Source organism: Pontibacter sp. MBLB2868 (assembly GCF_051904785.1).
Taxonomy (GTDB): Bacteria; Bacteroidota; Bacteroidia; order Cytophagales; family Hymenobacteraceae; genus Pontibacter.
Genome location: NZ_CP196710.1, coordinates 3,655,134 through 3,674,769 on the forward strand (window position 1 = coordinate 3,655,134; position 19,636 = coordinate 3,674,769).

The 19,636-nt window shown below is 47.0% G+C and carries 16 protein-coding genes; 6 read left to right on the forward strand and 10 right to left on the reverse strand.

Translation table 11 applies throughout. From position 1 onward, the window contains the following. Positions 1-71: 71 nt before the first annotated feature. Complete coding sequence (locus tag ACSX1A_RS15600; protein WP_439880567.1) at positions 72-668, forward strand: DUF4136 domain-containing protein; 597 nt, start codon at positions 72-74, stop codon at positions 666-668. A 294-nt stretch (positions 669-962) separates the two neighbouring features. Then, the gene (locus ACSX1A_RS15605; RefSeq protein ID WP_439880568.1) at positions 963-1,490 is read left to right on the forward strand and encodes a DUF4136 domain-containing protein; all 528 of its coding nucleotides are present in this window, start codon (positions 963-965) and stop codon (positions 1,488-1,490) included. 37 nt (positions 1,491-1,527) lie between these two features. On the opposite strand, the gene ACSX1A_RS15610 is transcribed toward ACSX1A_RS15605, so the two are convergent. The 6 genes from ACSX1A_RS15610 to ACSX1A_RS15635 all read right to left on the reverse strand — a co-directional run bounded on the left by ACSX1A_RS15610 (position 1,528) and on the right by ACSX1A_RS15635 (position 13,106). Beyond that, positions 1,528-3,816, reverse strand: coding sequence for a TonB-dependent receptor domain-containing protein (locus ACSX1A_RS15610; RefSeq protein WP_439880569.1), 2,289 nt, complete (start codon positions 3,814-3,816; stop codon positions 1,528-1,530). Between the two features lie 178 nt (positions 3,817-3,994). After that, on the reverse strand, positions 3,995-5,977 hold the full coding sequence (locus tag ACSX1A_RS15615; RefSeq protein ID WP_439880570.1) for an OmpA family protein: 1,983 nt from the start codon (positions 5,975-5,977) through the stop codon (positions 3,995-3,997). 18 nt (positions 5,978-5,995) lie between these two features. After that, complete coding sequence (locus tag ACSX1A_RS15620) at positions 5,996-6,931, reverse strand: PorP/SprF family type IX secretion system membrane protein (protein WP_439880571.1); 936 nt, start codon at positions 6,929-6,931, stop codon at positions 5,996-5,998. A gap of 34 nt (positions 6,932-6,965) precedes the next feature. Further along, positions 6,966-10,958, reverse strand: coding sequence for an ice-binding family protein (locus ACSX1A_RS15625; protein WP_439880572.1), 3,993 nt, complete (start codon positions 10,956-10,958; stop codon positions 6,966-6,968). Between the two features lie 435 nt (positions 10,959-11,393). Continuing rightward, complete coding sequence (gene lipA, locus ACSX1A_RS15630) at positions 11,394-12,296, reverse strand: lipoyl synthase (RefSeq protein ID WP_439883562.1); 903 nt, start codon at positions 12,294-12,296, stop codon at positions 11,394-11,396. A 120-nt stretch (positions 12,297-12,416) separates the two neighbouring features. Then, positions 12,417-13,106 (reverse strand): hypothetical protein, encoded by a 690-nt coding sequence (locus ACSX1A_RS15635; RefSeq protein ID WP_439880573.1) that lies wholly within the window; start codon positions 13,104-13,106, stop codon positions 12,417-12,419. A 121-nt stretch (positions 13,107-13,227) separates the two neighbouring features. Between ACSX1A_RS15635 and ACSX1A_RS15640 the strand changes: the two genes are divergently transcribed. Then, complete coding sequence (locus ACSX1A_RS15640) at positions 13,228-13,632, forward strand: OsmC family protein (RefSeq protein WP_439880574.1); 405 nt, start codon at positions 13,228-13,230, stop codon at positions 13,630-13,632. A gap of 51 nt (positions 13,633-13,683) precedes the next feature. Here ACSX1A_RS15640 and ytxJ read toward each other — a convergent pair whose 3' ends face one another. From ytxJ to ACSX1A_RS15660, 4 genes are read right to left on the reverse strand one after another with little or no spacing between them, the layout of a single operon-like run. Next, entirely contained in the window at positions 13,684-14,025 is a 342-nt protein-coding gene (ytxJ, locus tag ACSX1A_RS15645; protein WP_439880575.1) for a bacillithiol system redox-active protein YtxJ, read from the reverse strand. A gap of 17 nt (positions 14,026-14,042) precedes the next feature. Next, entirely contained in the window at positions 14,043-14,420 is a 378-nt protein-coding gene (locus tag ACSX1A_RS15650) for a hypothetical protein (RefSeq protein ID WP_439880576.1), read from the reverse strand. Between the two features lie 10 nt (positions 14,421-14,430). After that, the gene (locus ACSX1A_RS15655) at positions 14,431-14,658 is read right to left on the reverse strand and encodes a hypothetical protein (RefSeq protein ID WP_439880577.1); all 228 of its coding nucleotides are present in this window, start codon (positions 14,656-14,658) and stop codon (positions 14,431-14,433) included. Further along, the gene (locus ACSX1A_RS15660) at positions 14,655-16,634 is read right to left on the reverse strand and encodes an alpha-ketoacid dehydrogenase subunit alpha/beta (protein ID WP_439880578.1); all 1,980 of its coding nucleotides are present in this window, start codon (positions 16,632-16,634) and stop codon (positions 14,655-14,657) included. The genes ACSX1A_RS15655 and ACSX1A_RS15660 overlap by 4 nt, the downstream gene beginning before the upstream one ends. A gap of 210 nt (positions 16,635-16,844) precedes the next feature. On the opposite strand from ACSX1A_RS15660, the gene ACSX1A_RS15665 reads away from it, so the two are divergent. The 3 genes from ACSX1A_RS15665 (at position 16,845) to ACSX1A_RS15675 (ending at position 19,610) form a co-directional block, all read left to right on the forward strand. Continuing rightward, positions 16,845-18,104 (forward strand): M16 family metallopeptidase, encoded by a 1,260-nt coding sequence (locus ACSX1A_RS15665; RefSeq protein ID WP_439880579.1) that lies wholly within the window; start codon positions 16,845-16,847, stop codon positions 18,102-18,104. Positions 18,105-18,287: 183 nt separating this feature from the next. Then, a complete protein-coding gene (locus ACSX1A_RS15670) occupies positions 18,288-18,737 on the forward strand; it encodes a MarR family winged helix-turn-helix transcriptional regulator (protein ID WP_439880580.1) in 450 nt (149 codons plus the stop codon). Between the two features lie 54 nt (positions 18,738-18,791). After that, entirely contained in the window at positions 18,792-19,610 is an 819-nt protein-coding gene (locus ACSX1A_RS15675) for an aldo/keto reductase (protein ID WP_439880581.1), read from the forward strand. Positions 19,611-19,636: the final 26 nt, after the last annotated feature.

The following is a 19,636-nucleotide window of genomic DNA, read 5'->3' on the forward strand; positions in this document are numbered from 1 at the left end:
GCCTGATTTGAACCAAAACACCTGAATGTACCCGTATACATGTATAAATGAACATATTAACTATCAAGACTATGAAACAAATTACAAAATCAACCCAGCTATTTCTTTTGGGCTTATGTTTTCTACTAGTAGCAAGCTGTGCTCCTACAGTTGATGTAAACACAGACTATGCTCAATCAACTGACTTTAGCCAATACAAAACATTTAACTTTTACCAGGAGCAGCCTACTGAATCAAGAGAGACCTCCGGTAACTATAATACGATGCTGGATCAGTATCTGAAAACTGCTATACGTCAGTCTTTAGGTAATCAGGGCCTTTCTTACGATGCGACAAATCCTGATTTAAAAGTTGCTTACGATGTAACTGTTGACACAGAGATGGCAGTAAACACCAATTACGTTTACCCTCCGGGGTTCGGCTATGGTTATAGCTACTGGTACGGTTACCGATACAACTATGGCTTTAACCGCTTTCCGGCCACTTACAAAACTATCAATAAGTATAAAGAGGGTACAGTAGTAGTAGACTTAGTTGATGCTGATACAAATGAACTGGTATGGAGAGGCGTTGGAGAAGCCGCTGTTGATATGGCAGGAGGAATTAGCCAGGAGCGCATTAATACCATCGTTAAAGACATTTTAAATGATTACCCGCCAGCCAAATAATCAATAAGCAATAACTTCAACTTTTAGCAACGCCGTGTGCTTCTATTTCAGCAGAAGCGCACGGCGTTTTATTTTATCAACTCCTTCTCTATACTATACGTTGGCAGCGGCACAGCTCATGTCTGAAGCAAGTGCGCCAGCATAACGCAGCCATCTACTCCGCACAAGCGTATAGTTCATCAACTAAATATAGCTACGATGCCTCTATCTATAACACCTGCGTTTACACGATTAAAAACAGCTACTGCTTTACTGTTTGCACTTTGCCTAACAAGTTGTGCGGTTATACCCGAAGTGGAAACTGCTTATGACCGCTCTGCCAACTTTAAAGTATACCAGACATTTAACTGGTACCCAACAGAGGTGCCTCCTCCAACAGCAGGAGCAGAAGGGCTTCCATATAATTCGGCATTGGACTTACGCATAAGAGAGGCTATTGCCAGTGAACTGGTAAAGCAGGGACTGAGCCCTACTACTTTAGATCCGGGTTTACTTGTGGCTTATGACATAGCTGTGGACCTACAACAGGAGCCGGCAAGCAACTATGTTTTTCCGCCGGGCTTTGGGTATGGGTACAGTTACTGGTATGGGTACCGCTATAACTATGGTGATGGCGGTATTCCTGAGTTTCGTAACATACGAGAATACAGGGCAGGCACTTTAGTAATAGACCTTATTGACCGCAATACAAATCAACTGATATGGCGCGGATGGTCTGAGTCGGTTTTAGATCCGGCAACGGCTGTTGACTCACGAAAAATAAACAGAATAATTGCCAACATTATGTCCCGGTTCCCTCCCACACCAGACATTACCCGGTAGTAAAAAGCAGTTATACTTACCCGCAAAGCGCTGCATTTCACAATGTATAGCCGACGTTGATGCCGCCGTAGTAATTACGATCGGGGGCAGGTTGAAAGTAACGGCCTCCAAAAGCATTCAGGTCGTTGCCCAGACTATACTTTACATTTGTCAGGTTATCTGCCCCCGCGAACAGCTCAAGCTTCAGGTGCTTTCCTAGTTGCCGTTTTAGTCCTGCCCGGGCACCAAATACAAAGTAGTTGCTCGCGTACACAGTATTTTCATCGTTAAGGGGTGTATCATCCAGGTAATTTGAAGTAAGGTTCAGGTAAAGTCCGAACGGAGTATCCAGGTCAAGCCCTGTAGTGAGGGCATGCGGCGCTACCCCTGTCAGTTTGTTCCCGGATAAATTAGCTTCACCTTTTTCATACTCATTAAACCGGAAATGGCTATACGCATAGCTACTCCATATTTTCAGCAAACTAAGCGACTTATCCGGCTCAGAAAGCAATGTATAACCCAGGCTCACTTCCAAACCCGATTGCGCTGTAGACCCCACATTTCGGAACACAGCCACACTAGACACATCCTGTCGGCTTACAATTGTTTCTTTTAACTTAAAGTAATAGGCTACTGCATCAAAGCTTAACTTATCTGCTAGCGCAAAACCCCGCACCCCCAGCTCATAGTTTGTACCTTTCTCTGCTTCCAGGTCTTCATTTAAAGAACCGTCAGAAGTAAGGATTTCTTCTTCGGTAGGAGGTGAGAAGCCGGAACTTACACTGCCGTGTACAGACACTTTATTCGTTAGTTGTTTTAGCAGCGCTATTCTTGGCGATAAAACCGTTTTAAAATTACGGTTCAGTTTATAGTTGCCACTACTTGCCTGATGTAAACGGGTAATTTTATACTGCGCATCATTAAGGCTAAGCGCTGCTGTGGCTATAATGTCTGCTGGCAGGTATAATTCCGCTTGTGCAAAAACAAATCCTATTTTGGTAACCACCTCATCATCTGTCCGGAGGGCGCCGGGAGTACCTCCGTTATTATCATACGTACGGGCAGCCTCAAAGCCTCTTTGAAACTCTCCGCCTACAGTAAATGTAGCACCTACTGTTCCAAGGGATGTATTGTAAACAAAGCTGGTGCGCCCACCAAGTTCCTGGTTAGTATTGCGTTCATAGTCAGTGTTAAACGGGTTATCTTTAAACTTATGCAATCCATACAAAGCAGTGGTGTTCCTGAAATCAGCACTGAACTTATACTCCTGCTTCAGGCCCATAGTAATACCCTCCAGGCCAAGCGACGCATTTTGTGCCACGCTGCCAAACATGCCACCGCGTGCCTGCCTCGGATTCTGCTGATACTGTTCACGCGTCAGTCCGCCCGGCAATTCATAAAAGAGATCAGAATATATTAGATTGGCGTTTAGCGTTCTTTTTTCAGAAGGCTTAAATTCAGACGACAGCAACAGAACGCTTCTGTCTGTGGCAGATTGCTGGCGGTACCCATCGTACTGCTGCCGTGTGTACTGCACCAGTGTCTTACTGTTTTCCGCCCCAACGCTGGCACTGGCTACATATCTCCTCAAGCCATAGGAGCCCAGGGTAGTGCCAATCCGTATTTGTTTCTCAGCGGGGGCAGCTCTTTGGGGTTCCAGTAAAACGGTGCCACCTGTTCCTGCTCCGTAAATACTGCCTGCCGGCCCTTTCAGTATCTCTATTGTTCCAATGTTGGCCGCATCAAGCAAGTTTAGCGCCGTGGTGCCATTTGCTTCCGTAAACGGAATGCCATCAAAGTATACTTTTACATTTCGTACTCCATAAGGAGATCGCAAGGTGCTGCCTCTGATAGACAACCGGTAACTGGCCGGGGCACGTTCATCCATCCGCACACCCGGTACTGTGTTCAAAGCACGTACAATGGAGCTTTCGTCATAACGCGCTATTGACTCATGTTCTAGCAGGCTTAAAGCTCCGGCTGTTTGCAGCAAAGGCCGGTTACTTTCATATCCAGTTACAAGTACTTCCTGTAAACGAGAAGCAGCAGGTTGCAGCAGCACCCTTATTTGCTGAAAGGCAGTTGGTGCGTGCACTGTTGCTGTATTATAACCGATGTAACTGAAAACGACACTATTGATATCCCCTGTTACCGGAAGAGTAAAATAGCCATTCGCATTGCTGATAACCTGCGCCCCTGTGTTAGCAGTTACAGTAACTCCCTCCAGTGGCAATTCCGTTTTAGAGTCTAAAACATAACCCTGGTATTGATCCTGCGCCCAGAGCTGGTGCGGAAGTGACAGGAGAAAAAACGTGAGACTTATGTAAAAGAGTGTTCTTACAGTCATAAACAGGAGCAATATCCAAAAGAAAACGCATGAGCCTCCTTAATGTTTATCATCAGGCGCGTATTGGGCCGGAGTGCCTGGTACAGGTATTGGGTTATGTCAAGCTACTAAAATAAAAAAAGCTCCGGCAGAAACTGCGGAGCCTTTCCAAACTATGAAAGCTAATGAGAACTTTATATCAATTTCTGATAATTCTGAATTCAGTTCGCCGGTTTAGCTGATGCTCTTCTTCAGAACACTCCACACCGTCGGCACATCGGTTAACTAATTTGGTTTTACCATACCCTTTAGCAGTTAGCCTTCTTCTGCTGATGCCCTTAGAAACCAGGTAATCAACAGCAGATTTCGCTCTGCGCTCTGACAACCGCTGGTTATACTTTTCAGTCTCACGGCTATCGGTATGGGAGCTTAACTCTACTTTTACCTCAGGGTTATTCTTTAGTATGGTTACCAGCTTGTCCAAGCCAGTAGCAGCATCCTGACGAATATTCCACTTATCCAGGTCATAGTAGATGTTTTCCAGCACGATGGCATTATCCACCTCATTTTTATCAAACAGTAAGGCAACCACTACGGTATCGCCAGCTGTTTCCGGGATGTTGGCCAATGCTTCCTGGGTCAGGTATCCGTCTTTTCTGCCAAGTATCGAGAAACTGTCCCCTCTACGGGCATCCATATAATAACGTCCCCCTTCATCTGTCATAACCACAGCAGAATCTTTTAGGTTCTCTTGCGACACAACAATTTGAGTTTTTGGCAGGGGCACTTCAATTTTGCGGTTCTGCCCGTTCAGTTTTCGCTCCAGGGTAGTAACCATTACCACCACTGGCCTACGCAGCAGTTTGAAAGAGTAAATGTCGTCGGTTCCGTTTTCTGACTTACGGTTTGAAGAGAATAAGCCTTCCGCGCCAGGCTTTGTAAACATAATGCCGTAGTCGTTTTGCGGGGAGTTTATCGGCGCTCCCAGGTTGCGCACTTTTGACCAGGAAGCATGTTCTCCTTCGGCTTCAAATACATCCAGGCCTCCAAAGCCGGCATGTCCATCCGATGCGAAAAATAGTTTGCCGTCAGCATCTACATAAGGAAAGCTCTCACGGCCGGAGGTATTAATAGTAGGGCCCGCATTTACAGGCTCTCCCCAGCTACCATCCGCATTGCGAACAGAGTAATAAATATCCGTCTCTCCAACTCCTCCAGGCATATCAGAGGCAAAGTACAGCACATCTCCGCTCTTTGACAGGGCAGGATGGCCTACTGAATATGCTTCTACTTTATTATATACAAATGGTTGAATGTTAACCCACTCTTCTCCTTGTCTTTCAGCTGAAAATATCTCAAGGCGGTTCACAAACTCTTGTGTGGCAGCCTCTTTTGCCCAGCTGGTTGGGTCAGGGTTGGTCCTTTTCCGCACCGGCACCATATGGGTGCGGGTAAAGTATAGTTTTTTCCCGTCTGCAGCAGCGGATGCCGTGGCATTGTGGTAATCCGCGTTGATCATTTCTTCCATTGCCTTCGGGCTTGTCCAGTTACCCTGCTCATCCTTCTTTGCCGAGTACAGCTGGAGGTAAGGCCGCCCTGTCCAGCCATATACATTCGATTTCTTTGCGCTTTCGACCGCACCTCTATCCGAAGAAAAAATAATCTCGTTGCCATACGACACAGGGCTAAAATCAGAAAAATCTGCTGTGTTAATTGCCGTTAAAGGAGTTACTTCGGCAACTGCAGGCTTATTTTGCCAAAGCAGCGCCCTGTCGCAGACCTCCATCAGTTTTTTGGCCTGCAAGCCGTTATCCTTTGTTTCGGAAGCCCATTGCTCGTACTGCTTTTTTGCCTCCTCATATTTTCCGTTACCGCGCAAAGCCTCACCGTAAAAGTATAGGTTCTGCGGGTCTCGTCCTGCCGTATTCACTATTTTGGCATACCACTGTTCCGCCTGCACATTCTGGCGGGTAAGGCGATAGGCATCTGCCATGCGCTGCATTGTATACAGGTCTGGCTGTGATTTCTTTACTGCCACCTGGTAGTTCTCCAGAGCCAGAGCAAACTCATAGTTTTCGAACTGTTTGTTTGCCTTGCGTAGTTCCGACTGTGCCTGAGCTACTGTGCTCAAGCCGATCATGGCCGCAACTACAAAATATAAGGGTGTAGATCTATAGTTCATCTCGTAATGGGCTTAGGATTAAAAGTATTGCGGAGTAAGTATCCTGGTTTCTTTCTTCTTGAAGAAGTAGTACCCTACTGATATCTCGTGTGTATTAAAGCCACTCAGGTTATTCAGCATCTTATCATAAGCATAGCCAAGCCGCAACGACTTATGTATCTGAAGCTCTGCTATAAATGCAATCGCTGACCTTTTGTAGGCTTCCTCCATGTCTGTTGTGCTGTTAAAAAGGTTCATGCTGGTGCGGTAAGAACTACCCAGCCACAGCCTGTCGGCCAGCAGCACAAAAGCATTCAGATCGACGTTGGCCGGCGCGTGAAAATCCTCTTTAATTAATATGCTCGGCTTTAATTTCAGGAAGCTTCCTACGTCAAACACATATCCTGAGGTAAAGTAGTAGTGGCGCTCCGGCTCAATCTGCTCCATATCCTTGAACTGCAGCAGGTCCGATGCTGAGACACCGGCATAAAAGCGTTCTGTATGATAGTATGCGCCTACTTTAACGTCTGGTTTGAGAGTGGTTTCTTTTCCGGCAGGAATGGAAGGGTCATCTTCTATGCCTATCTCGACCCCATCCAGGGTGTGCTGCACGAAGCCCGGTGCAAGCCCAAAACTCAAGATGCCATTTTCGCTTACCTGCAGTTTTACAGCAATGTTTGCATAAGCTGAGAACATGGACTGGGCTCCGATCTTATCGCGGGTAAGGCCCAGGCCTATGCCTAATTTATTATTAGCAGCTATGCCATCCACTGTAAGCGACTGTGTAGAAGGTGCCCCCTCAATACCAGTCCATTGTGAACGATGGAAGGCATTGAGGTTGAGCACGTTCTTACTACCTGTGTAAGCCGGGTTAATGCCCATGCTGTTAAAGATATACTGCGAGTACTGTGGGTTTTGCTGGGCACTGGCTCCAAACGCGAGCAGCAGGAACAGCAGGGTATAAAATATTCTCATGGTATTGTTCTTTATCTTTTGATAAGGATGTCTCTTAGCGGAAAATCGTAACGTAACCGGTAAACACTTTTTCTACACCGTCGCATAAGGTTACACTTACTTTATAATAGTAGGTACCCTGCTCCAGCTTGTTACCGTTCCAGTCGTTCTGGTAATTGTCTTTCTTATATACTTCAGAACCCCAGCGGTTGAAGATGATCACCTGGTTCTTCGGATACTTCGTCAGGTTAGCAATTACCCATGTGTCATTCTTGCCATCGCCGTTCGGGCTGAAGGCTTTCGGGAACTCCAGTTCACCATCCAACACCGATGTGTCGATTGGCAGGCTGGTTACGGGGCTGCTACAGTTGCCATTATTGGCCACCACGCTTACCTCACCAAAGGAGTTTGGATTATCAGCTTTCACAACAATGGTTGTAGATCCTTGTCCGGAAACGATTGTAAAGCCGGCCGGTAGAGTCCAGGTGTATCCTGTGGCGCCAGGCACAGGGTTTACGGTATACATCAGGCCGTTACACAAGGAGCTCATGTCTTTTATCTGGGTGGTTGCTGCCGGAGGTGTTGTGATCTCTACATCCAAAGAGCTTGCAGTACTTGTGCCGCAGTCATTTGATGCCGTTACGCTTACTTTACCTCCTGTGTCGCCTGCGCTTACAGTTATACTATAAGTGCCCTGGCCACTTACGATTGTCCATCCATCAGGCACTGTCCAATTATAAGTTTCTCCGCTAGTAAGCACTGTAATGCTGTAAACCAGGTTCTCGCCGCTGTTCGCGCACGATGCGTCAGGGCCTTCAACTGCTCCGGGCTCGTTAGGCGTTGTGGTTGGCGAAACAGCTATACTTGCTGTTGCCCCGGTGCCACACTCATTTGTACCGGCTACAGTTATCATTCCCGGGTTGTTTCCTGCTTCTACCTCAATAGTTGTGGAGCCCTGGCCGCTTTTTATTGTCCAGCCTGCCGGTACGGTCCAGGTATATCCTGTAGCACCACCCAAGTCATCAATACTATAGGTGAGCACTGATCCTATACAACCACTGGAACTACCATGTATGGTTAGTGGCGCTTGCGGTGCATTATTTACACTTGTTGTATAAATAGCTGCGGCACTTGCCCCACAGGCATTATCAGCGGTTACTGTAACATCGCCGGAACCTGACCCTGCTGTTACTTTTATCTCTGTGGAGCCCTGTCCGCTTACGATGGTCCAGCCTGCCGGCACAGTCCAGGTATATCCTGTAGCACCCGGTACCGAGGCAATACTATAGACTAAGTCGCTGGTGCCGCCGCATGTCGCCGAAGGACCAGAAATTGCCCCCGGAGTAACAGGTGGAGGAGTAGGAGAAACAGCTTTACTGATGCCTGAGCTGGCGCCGCATTTGTTTTTTGCTGTTACTGTAATGTCACCGGGTGCATCACCTACTGTTACAGTTATGGTTCCGGTTCCTTGGCCGCTTGTAATGGTCCAGCCTGCCGGAACAGTCCAGGTATACGCTTCTGCGCCTGCCGTTTCACCAACACTATAGGTTAGCGAGGAACCCACGCAGCCAGCTGCATCACCAGTAATGGCCAGGGGCGCTTCAGGAGCTTTACTTACAGTGAGTGGCATTTCGGCAGGTGTACTGCTGCCGCATTCATTTTCTGCAACCACTGTTACGTTACCTCCCGCTGTGCCTGCAGTTACTGTGATGTTTGTAGTTCCTTGTCCGCTTACGATGGTCCAGCCTGCCGGAACGGTCCAGGTATACCCTGTAGCACCATCAACAGGACTAACTGTATAGGTAAATCCATCCTTGCCGGCACAGGCGTCAGCAGTTCCGGATATACCAGCCGGGGTCTGAGGTTTTTCATTAACTGTTACTCCCAACGCTGTACCTGTACTCGCACCGCAGTCGTTTTCTGCAATCACGCTTACATTACCGGAGCCAGCTCCTGCTTTTACAGTAATACTTGTCGTGCCCTGTCCGCGTATTATCGTCCAGCCTGCAGGCACGGTCCAGGTATATCCTGTCGCACCGTTTGTCGCCTGTATGGTATAGGTGGCTTCATTGCCTGAACAAAGCTCTGTATCTCCTGAAATGTTTGCCGGCGAAACAGGTGGCTGATTTGTATTGATCGTTATAGCAGATGCATCACTTGTAAAGCATTCGTTGCCCGCTGTAACGGTTAACGTACCGCCGTTAGGCCCTACGCTTACCTGCACGGTTTTACTTCCCTGCCCTCCGGTTATCTGTATGTCCCCGTCAGCTGTCCAGGTGTAAGTTGCACCCTCGGGAGCTCCTTCTGCTGTATAACTGTTACCTGTGCTGTTTGCGCAAACACTTGAACCTCCTGCTATGGTTGGGGCTTCTGGTTTGGTAATTACTGTAACCTCTTTCACTACGGTGTAAGCATTGCCGCATAAATCGGTTACTGTTGCTTTTACTGTTCCGGCTGAAGTACCTATGTTTACAGTAATTGAGTTACCGGTGTGCGACACTTCCGTCAGGCCTCCTGTTAATTCAAAAGCATAGGTTGCACCAAAGACTTCGGTAACAGTATAAGTTACAGCGGTGGTTTCAGCGCACTGGGAGGCTCCGCCTGAAATACTTAGTGCAGGAGCTGGGCAACTAGGCTCAACTACCACAATATCCGTGTTATCTCCTGGTGTTTTATCAGGAGTGGAACTCCCTACCCCGGCAGTATTTTTAATCTCGCCGGCCGCCAGAATCTTTGCCTCGATGGTTAAAGTAGCAGTTTCTCCATTAGCAAGAGAACCAACCGTAAACAGACCTGTGGCCGGATCATAGATACCTTTGCTTGCTGTAAAGCTGATCAGTTCAAGCTTTTCTGACAATAATTCGTTAACCACCACATCCTCTGCCGTGTAAGGGCCGTTATTCTTCACCTCAATCGTGTAGATGATGGTGCCTCCTACTGTATGTGGACCACTGTTTGCGGTTTTCGACACACTTACATCCGCTGAAACCTCCGGCACATCCACAGGATCTTCCCCATCGTTGTTACCTGGTTTCGGATCAGGATTGTTACTACCCACAGATACTTTGTTAACAACATCACCTGCGGCAATAACCCTGAAAGTAAGTTTCAGTTCTGCAGTTTCATTCAGCTGCATCTCCCCGATCGTCCATTCTTTCGTGGCAGGATCATAGGTGCCTGCACTGGCACTCTCCACACGCACAAACTCCAGCTCCGCAGGAATTATTTCATTTACCACTACATTGTAGGCAGTGCTAGGGCCAGCATTATGGGCCGTAATAGTATAAGTTACTTCATCGCCAATCAGGTACTCACCTTCCGTAGCGGCTTTTTCCACGGAAAGGTCTGCGAGCACAACACTTGGCAGGAACACGTTGTTGGTATTCAGGCTAACGCCGCCGTCCAGTGAAATAGCCCTGCCGATCAGGTTTACACCAGGCTCCAGGGTGATATCTCCTAATGAAATAATGTTGCCTTGGAAACTCGTTGAGTTGCCCAGGTTAACCTTGCCTTTAACGATCCAGAAAATATTTTGAGGTTGAGCTCCGTTCTGCAGGAGGAGTCCTGTTCCCGGTGCGGGAGGCGCAATGGATGGAGTTGTCAGGTCTCCGTCTATGATGAACACGAATTTCGCATTCACGTCGCCGTGTGCGTCCAGCACGACAATCCCATCCAGGTCAACGTTGCCGCTGTTTCTGTAAATACCCGGAGAACTACCGCCAGCCACAAGGCCCGCACCTGTAAAGGGCGTCCCTGTCATGTTGCTGTAGTAATCATAAACGGTCCTGGCGTCTTGTAGCGCCTCATTCACAAGTGGCAAACCAATCTGTTTGGTACCCCGCACCAGTAACTGACCATCATCTGTGTAAATCCCCTGCGGGGTTACTCCCAGATCTCCGGTAACGCCTGTAGTGCCGGTGTTGCTAACATAGTTTGAGCCAATAATAGCAAATGTGGTAGCCTTGCCAAGACTAGGTGCTGATTGTGCTATACTTAGGGTGGTAGTACCAATCAGGCAAAGGATGATTAGCAGTAAAGATTTTTTCATATCCTTTAAGCAAAGAGAATAAGGGTATAACTAAATATCTATAGATAGAATTACAGATATTGAATATTTTCCTTTACTTAAATAATGAAAACAGGTTGTTAATAATTGTAAATATTATATAAATATACAAGTATATACTTAAATATCAATAAAACATTATATTACTAAACACTACCCTGATTATGGAGCATTATTAAACTATTTTTTTAGCAGTGCAATTATTTAAAAGATAATGAAAAGAATATCATTATCTCATGCGGTAGTCAATATGCCCCAGAGTATAAACAAGGCCAGTATTGCACGCTAAGCATTAGTCAGAAGGCTTGTCATGCTGCAATGCATGACAACAAAACAGTACAATTTAAAGCAAAAAGCCCTGCTACCTTTCTGGTAGCAGGGCTTTTTGCTTTAGTATTAACAACGCAAATGCAGGTTCTAAACGTGCACGTGCCTTTCTGCGTGGTAAGAAGACCGAACCAATGGGCCCGACTCCACATATTTTAAACCTCTTTTTAAACCTTCTTCACGGTAGTGATCGAACAGGTCCGGGTGGATAAACTCTGCTACTTCAATGTGTAATTTTGTTGGCTGCAGGTATTGGCCCAGTGTCAATATATCGCAACCATTGGCAGCCAGGTCGTCCATGGCCTGGTATACCTGCTCACGCGTTTCACCTAAACCAAGCATAATACCTGTTTTGGTACGCTGCCCATACTCTTTCGTACGGCGAATCTGTTCCAGGCTACGATCATACTTCGCCTGCGGACGCACACGTCGGTAAAGCTCTTTTACTGTTTCCATGTTATGCGAAACAACTTCCTGCCCTGGAGATATCATGGTGATCAAGGCATCCCACGTTCCTTTTACATCCGGAATAAGTGTTTCTATGGTAGTAGCAGGAGACATGGCTTTTACCTGTCTTACTGTTTCATGCCAGATGGCAGCACCACGGTCTTTCAGTTCATCACGGTTAACAGATGTGATAACAGCATGCTTCACGCCCATCAACTGAATGGCCTCTGCTACACGGCGTGGCTCGTCCTCATCATATTCATTGGGGCGACCAGTGGCCACAGCGCAGAAAGAACAGCTGCGGGTACACACATTGCCCAGTATCATAAAAGTAGCAGTTCCAGCACCCCAGCACTCTCCCATATTCGGGCAGTTGCCGCTCTCACAGATGGTGTGCAGTTTATATTCTTCTACTATACTTCTAACTTTCGCGTATTCCTTCCCTACCGGCAGCTTTACACGAAGCCAGTTCGGCTTACGGGGTTTCCCTAAGGCGTTCAGCCCCTCAGGTGTCGCATTGGGCTGTATAACCGGAAGTGTAATCAAATCATCCATGATGCAAAGATAGGAAGTAATGCTTTAAGAGTTTAGCCATTAACTAAGAATTGTGTAGTGGCAGGCATGCATCCTTAACAAGGCTTTCCCCTGAAATGTTCGTTACAGAATTTATTTGCGGCGCCCGTAATACAGGTTGAGGTATACAGAGGTAAAAAATTGCTCGTTATCGGCCTGGGGAATAATGATCATTTCTTTCGGGAAAAGCTCCACTACAAAGCCTACCTCAATACCGGCGATACTCTCTCTGTAACGGCCATACTCAAAGCTGAGTCCACCTTTCAGGTTAACGCCTATGTTTACGTCAGACTCACCGAAGCCTTGCACAAAAGAAGCGTTCCCCTGTATGTTTTCCAGGTTACGGTGCTTCTGCGGATCATACTGTTCCGTGCGCACATCCTGGCCGCCTAAGCCGCCTCCATAGTTATACCGGATGTAGTATGGCACCAGCAAACCCAGTGAAGGACCAATAGCCCCAACAGCATTCACCTGCACCCCGGATTCTGCCGCTTTGCGGAAAAGAACTATTTCACGGCCATAGCGTGGGCGTATCACAAAGAGATAGTTTTGCTTTCCGGCAACAAAAAAGTCTCCTGTTTCGCTGCTATACAAACGGTTTTCCTTCGGGTGCTTTACCTCAACCACCTCAATTTCCCCGAACTGGTACATGCGGTTATTCCTGAAGTAAGACGAACGGATAAAGGCACCTCCTATGAGACCTCCATTTGAATTGAAGTTGATGCCGTAGCTGAGTTCGTTCTGGAAGCTCTCGTCTTCTTCGTATTGTGCGAATGCCGGCAAGGCTGAACCAAAAGCAAGAATCAGTACAAGTATAAGGTATCTAACCACCCGATTAATTATTTATAGTTGTTATTAAAAGTAGCTAAATTTACGTTCTATTCAAAACTATAGTTTACACCCTATGATAACCGTTAAGAGCTCATATAAAGGCAACCTGCGCACTTCCGCTGTACACGTAGCCTCAAACAACACAATCATTACGGATGCCCCTGTCGATAACAACGGCAAAGGAGAGGCTTTCTCGCCAACCGACCTGGTATGCGCCGCTCTTGGCAGCTGCATGATGACCATTATGGGCATAGTAGCCAACCGTAGCAACATCGACATAGAAGGAACAGAGATCGAAACCGTAAAGATCATGGCCTCTGAACCACGCCGTATCGCTGAGGTTGTGCTCAACTTTAAAATGCCCGCCAAGGATTACTCCGATAAGGAGAAAGCCATGCTGGAGAACGCCGCCCGTACCTGCCCGGTAGCTTTAAGCCTGCATCCTGACATTAAACAAACCATTAATTTCGTTTACTAGGCATCCCGCTTAAGAAATAAGCTGTAGCGGCATAGCAGACCAATAAGGCTGTTATGCTGTTACCTTCTTCTTCAAAACATCCACACTTATTCCCAAATGTGAGGCATCGTAGGTACAAACTCCATCCTGCACCAGCAAAAGCTGCGGCGACTGATGCGTTACATGCAGTACCTCTGCCACCTCATTCGAAACAGGCCTGTAGCTCAGAAGGTCCAGGTAGTATGGTTTGATATGATCCAGCCCTGCTCCATCCCACTGCCTCTCCAGTCTACTTTTAGCAGTGGAACTAATAGAACATGCGGTACTATGCTTAAAAATTACAATCGGGGTATTTTTAGATTCCTCCATTACCTCATCTAACTGCTCTGTGCTTGTTAGCGGATGCCAATTCATATAGTGCTTTCTAAATTCTAATTAACTGATTTTTCTTTTTGCCGCTTCTCTTTCTTCTTCCAAAAGAAAAGACGCTTCTTCGGGTTATCTTTCTCTCTGCTTTTCTGATACCTGCGCCGCTCTACCCGTGTACGCCCCGGCTCCCCTTTCTTGAAATTATAAGAGCTAACGTCAAGGTGCGTATCTTTATAGGGAGAGACTGTTGTATCGGCCTGCTTCAGAAACTGTTTCCGCAACTGCTTGTGATGGCTATACGTCTCATAGCTGATCTGGGCAAAAGCAGGCGCAGTAGCGATTAAGAGCGCTACCAGGAGTAGTACAAAACGCTTATGTCCGCTATGTGATGAACAAGATAACATCAGAAATACTTTCTGATTAGTTATACTGTTTTTCACAAGGCTTGTTCTACTGCCAGAACTTAAGGCGGTTCTTCTTCCTCTTTACACGCCCGTTCTTATTAAAAGCTACCCTTGTAGCCTGAACGGACTTACCATCTTTGCCTGTCACCTCTGTTGAACTCCCCTTGCCATCTATTTTAGGACAACGTAAAATACCTTTGCGCTGGCAACTGCTGCCTAGCACCAGCACCACCCAAATGAGTGGCAACAGAAAAAAGGATCGCTTGAATATCAATATGATAGCATTAGTTCTACTTTATCGCGCAGGCGCTTTTGTGGCAAAAACTCCTGCTCAAGCGGCGGTGCAAAAGGTACAGCCGTGTCTAAGCTTGCCACACGGGCTACAGGGGCATCCAGCAACTCAAAACAGTGTTCGCTTATCCAGGCTGCTATCTCTCCGCCAATGCCACCGGTCATGGTGTCTTCGTGCAGGATAAGCACACGGCCCGTTTTTTCTACAGCAGCGCGAACAGCTTCCTTGTCCCAGGGCAGCAGCGAACGCAGGTCCAGGATCTCCAGGCTGGCATCTTTCAGGTCTTGTTGCAGCTGCTTTGCCCAATGCACTCCCATGCCATACGTAATGATGGTTAAGTCTGTTCCTTCGGCCACGGTTCTGGCTTTGCCAATTTCTATGGTATAATAATCGTCCGGAATTTCCTGTGAGATGGAACGGTAGAGCATCTTGTGCTCGAAGTACATCACCGGGTTAGGATCTTCGATGGCCGCATTCAGCAACCCTTTGGCATCGTATGGTGATGATGGATAGACAACTTTAAGTCCGGGTGTATGGAAAAACCATGCTTCGTTGCTCTGCGAGTGGAACGGCCCGGCAGCCGCACCTGCCCCAGTTGGCATGCGCACCACCACATCGGCATTTTGCCCCCAGCGGTAGTGGCTCTTGGCCAGGTTATTTATAATCTGGCTGAAGCCTGCGCTTACGAAGTCGGCAAACTGCATCTCTACCATACTTTTCTGCCCGCGCACCGATAGTCCCAGGCCAACGCCCAGTATAGCTGACTCGCATAAAGGTGTATTGCGGACACGTTTTTTACCAAACTTATCCACAAAGCCCTCTGTTACCTTAAATACACCACCATACTCAGCTATGTCCTGCCCCATCAGTACCAGCTCCGGGTAGCGCTCCATACTCTGGCGCAATCCATCCGAAATGGCATCTACAAAGCGTTTCTCCGTTTTGGCATCTGAGGCAGGCCGGATCAACTCCGGATCAAAAGGCTTGTACATGTCCTTGAGCTCCTGCTCACGGCTGGCTTCTGGCATTGGGGTTTCGAAGGCTTTATTCAGTCCGTTCTCTATCTCTGCCTTCAGTTCCTCTTTTATACTTTCCATGGTCTTCTGCGTCAGTACCAGCTCTTCGAGCAGGTACTTCTCAAAGTTTTCCACGGGGTCTTTCTTCGCCCACTTCTCAAACAGCTCCTGCGGCACATATTTAGTACCGCTGGCCTCTTCATGTCCGCGCATCCTGAACGTGATCGCTTCTATCAGCATCGGACGTGGGTTTTTACGGATACTTATCGCCGCCTGCCGAACAGTATCATACACCTCCAGGATGTTGTTCCCATCCACCTGCAGGGCATCAATACCATAGGCCGGGCCTTTATCTATAAACTGATTGAATTTAAACTGCTCGTTGCTTGGCGTAGACAGTCCATAACCGTTATTCTCAATCATGAAGATCACAGGTAAACCCCATACCGCTGCCACATTCAGAGCTTCATGGAAGTCTCCTTCACTAGCTCCGCCATCGCCACTGAAAACTAAGGTTACCTTCTCCTTCTTCTCCAGGAGGTCTGCCAGGGCAATACCATCGGCAACTGCCAGCTGGGGCCCCAGGTGGGAGATCATGCCAACAATATGGTGTTCATTTGAGCCGAAGTGGAAGGAACGGTCACGCCCTTTTGTAAAACCAGTAAGCTTGCCCTGGAATTGAGCGAATAGCCTGTCAAGTTCAACGTCCCTGCTCGTGAACACCCCCAGATTACGGTGAAGAGGTAAAATATACTCGTCTTTATCTAACGCCATCGCCGAGCCAACAGAAATGGCTTCCTGGCCAATGCCTGAAAACCACTTGCTCACCTTGCCCTGTCGCAGGAGCACCAGCATGCGCTCCTCGATCATGCGCGGCTTAAGAATGGCCTTGTATAAAGCTACTAGTTCGTCGTCAGTATAATCTTTGCGGTTATAATTCATCGTATAAAAGAAAACCTCGTTATAGTTGGGCAAGTTAATGTATTAAACCAAACCCTGAAAATACGCAGCTAATTTATACATTTGTTCTTAAATATAGACATAAGACGTTAGATTGAAGGCACAAGACTTATCAAGTCTCCTGATTGTTTAACAGAAAAGCAAGTTTAAGATCTTGAGTCTTATGTCCTGAATCTAACGTCTCAGAAATTTATGATACACTTCAAAGAATTTACCCTCAACAACGGTCTGCGCGTGATCGTGCACGAAGATCATACGTCGCCTATGGCAGTGTTAAACGTGCTATACGATGTAGGCTCCCGTGACGAGGACGAGGCACATACCGGATTTGCGCACCTCTTTGAGCACCTGATGTTCAGTGGGTCCATAAACATACACAGCTACGATGAGCCTCTGCAGCGTGTGGGTGGCGAGAACAATGCTTTTACCAGTCCCGATATCACCAACTATTACCTTTCAGTACCTGCACAGAACATTGAAACAGGTTTCTGGCTGGAGTCGGACAGGATGATGGAGCTGTTGTTTAATGAGAATGGCCTGGAAGTACAGCGCAAAGTAGTAGTAGAAGAGTTTAAGCAGAATTACCTGAACCAGCCTTATGGCGATGTGTGGCTCAAGCTCCGTCCTTTAGCTTACAAAGAGCACCCCTACAAATGGGCTACCATCGGTAAAGAGATTTCACACATCGAAGACGCTACCATGGACGAGGTGAAAGCTTTTTTCAGAAAGCATTATTCGCCTACCAATGCCATACTTGTTGTTGCCGGCAATGTCACTTTTGAGCAAGCAAAGGAGCTTACAGAAAAATGGTTCGGCCCTATACCTGCCGGTGAGAAGTATGAGCGCAAAACACCAACCGAGCCCAGGCAGACTGAGCCGCGCGTGTTGGAAACAAGCGCGGACGTGCCGCTTAGTGCCATCTATAAAGCATACCATATGCCTGCAAGAACCGAAGCGGACTATTATGCCGTTGACCTTATCAGCGATATTTTGGGTCGTGGTAAGTCGAGCAGGTTATACAATAAGCTGGTGAAGGAGCAGAAGCTGTTTAACTCTGTCTCTGCTTCCGTGTCAGGCTCAATAGAACCTGGTTTGCTGATTATACAAGGTAAGCTGAATGAGGGCGTGGACCTGCAGGAAGCCAATGCTGCTATTGAAGCTATTAACCAGGAGCTGATGGATGAACTGGTAGATGAACATGAGCTTAATAAAGTGAAGAACCAGGCAGAAACCTCGCTTGTATTTTCGGAGATAGAGTTGCTGAACCGCGCCATGAACCTGGCATATGGTAAATTGTTAGGGGACGCTAATTTCGTGAATACCGAAGGTGAAAAGATCCAGGCTGTAACGCCTGACGATATCCTGCGTTGCGCCAAAAAGGTACTGGATCCGAACAACTGCAGCACCTTGCTTTATAAGGCCGAGAAGAAAGAGGCAGCTGTGGAAGCTTAACTCTTACACAGTTTATACTTTAAAAAAGCGGCCGATGGGCCGCTTTTTTGCTTTAGGAGCGCTTTGTTATTTTGCCGTCTGGCGACCTATATACTTCCTGATTAGATTAAGCTGAACTTTTAACGCCCAACATTTGTATATACAAACAACGTGCATATATTTGCACCGCCTTAGCAGAAACAGATGCGCATAGAAGACGAAATACATCAGGAAGAATTTAAGAACGATCATCGTCGTCTGTTGGCAAACCTGTTGTTTACCAACAACTGGGTTAATCAGCAACTGATGCCTTTCTTTAAAGAGCTTGGCCTAACGCTACAACAACATAATGTGTTAGGCATTCTGCGTGGTCAGCACCCAAAACCTGTATGCTTTGGAGATATTCAGAACCGTATGGTTGATCGTAACTCCAACGTGACGCGCCTGATCGATAAGTTGATAGAGAAAGGCTATGCTACCCGCGATATCTGCGCCGCGAACCGCCGCATGATCGAAGTACGCGTTACGGAAAAAGGACTGCAGAAGCTTAAGCAGGTAGATGATAAATTTCCTGAGCTTTTCGCCAAATTCCATAACCTTTCGAAGGAGGAGGCTGTTTTGGTTAGTAATATGCTTGATAAGCTTAGAGGATAAGCTATTTTTTTAGCCATATATTTGTAGCAACAAATAATGTATAAACCTGAAATTATGAAAGAGATAAAAATAAAAGGGGCCACTATTCCAGCTTTGGGCTTGGGCACCTTCCAACTTGAAAACGAAGCAGCGTACGAAATGACAAAGGCAGCCCTCGCTGAAAGGTACCGCCATATAGATACAGCGCAGATCTATGGAAATGAAGAAGGGGTTGGGCGAGCTATTCAAGAGGCACCTGTTGCCCGCGAAGATGTGTTCCTGACAACTAAAGTTTTCAGGGAGAACCTGTACAAGAAGAGCTTTATGCCTTCGGTGGAGGAGAGCCTTAATAAGCTGAAGACAGATTATGTAGACCTGTTACTCATCCACTGGCCAAACGCAAATGTACCTGTAGAAGAATATATGAAGGAGTTAATGACTGCCCAGGAAAAAGGGTATGCCAGGTATATAGGCGTTAGTAACCACCCAACACACCTCCTGGACAAAGTGCTGGCTACCGGTGCCCCTATCATTACCAATCAGGTAGAATATCACCCGCTTATCAACCAGGAAAAGCTCCTTAAGTATTTGCAGGAGCACCATATCACGCTCACTGCTTATAGCCCTATTGCACAAGGCAAAGTGATGGGACAGGAAACACTGAAGAAGATCGGCGAGAAGTATGGCAAAAATGAGGTTCAGGTATCGCTGCGCTGGCTAATGCAACAGGATGAGGTCTTGGCTATTCCCAGAACTTCAAAGCTGGACCACTTAAAGTCAAACATCAACATCTTCGATTTTGAACTGACACCGGAGGAGGTGCAGCAGATTGACCGCCTGAAGGCAGAGAATACACGCGTTGTAAACCCGCCGTTTGCCCCGCAATGGGATTAAAAAAATTTGAGTAACTGAATTTAAAA

What these genes read in the sequence shown, in the direction of transcription:
- ACSX1A_RS15610 (WP_439880569.1), bottom strand. Translation starts at nt 3,816, where the DNA reads ATGACTGTAAGAACACTCTTTTACATAAGTCTCACGTTTTTTCTCCTG.
- ytxJ (WP_439880575.1), bottom strand. Translation starts at nt 14,025, where the DNA reads ATGAATTGGCATCCGCTAACAAGCACAGAGCAGTTAGATGAGGTAATG.
- ACSX1A_RS15665 (WP_439880579.1), top strand. Translation starts at nt 16,845, where the DNA reads ATGATACACTTCAAAGAATTTACCCTCAACAACGGTCTGCGCGTGATC.
- ACSX1A_RS15675 (WP_439880581.1), top strand. Translation starts at nt 18,792, where the DNA reads ATGAAAGAGATAAAAATAAAAGGGGCCACTATTCCAGCTTTGGGCTTG.
- ACSX1A_RS15670 (WP_439880580.1), top strand. Translation starts at nt 18,288, where the DNA reads ATGCGCATAGAAGACGAAATACATCAGGAAGAATTTAAGAACGATCAT.
- ACSX1A_RS15640 (WP_439880574.1), top strand. Translation starts at nt 13,228, where the DNA reads ATGATAACCGTTAAGAGCTCATATAAAGGCAACCTGCGCACTTCCGCT.
- ACSX1A_RS15615 (WP_439880570.1), bottom strand. Translation starts at nt 5,977, where the DNA reads ATGAACTATAGATCTACACCCTTATATTTTGTAGTTGCGGCCATGATC.
- ACSX1A_RS15600 (WP_439880567.1), top strand. Translation starts at nt 72, where the DNA reads ATGAAACAAATTACAAAATCAACCCAGCTATTTCTTTTGGGCTTATGT.
- ACSX1A_RS15660 (WP_439880578.1), bottom strand. Translation starts at nt 16,634, where the DNA reads ATGAATTATAACCGCAAAGATTATACTGACGACGAACTAGTAGCTTTA.
- ACSX1A_RS15625 (WP_439880572.1), bottom strand. Translation starts at nt 10,958, where the DNA reads ATGAAAAAATCTTTACTGCTAATCATCCTTTGCCTGATTGGTACTACC.
- ACSX1A_RS15620 (WP_439880571.1), bottom strand. Translation starts at nt 6,931, where the DNA reads ATGAGAATATTTTATACCCTGCTGTTCCTGCTGCTCGCGTTTGGAGCC.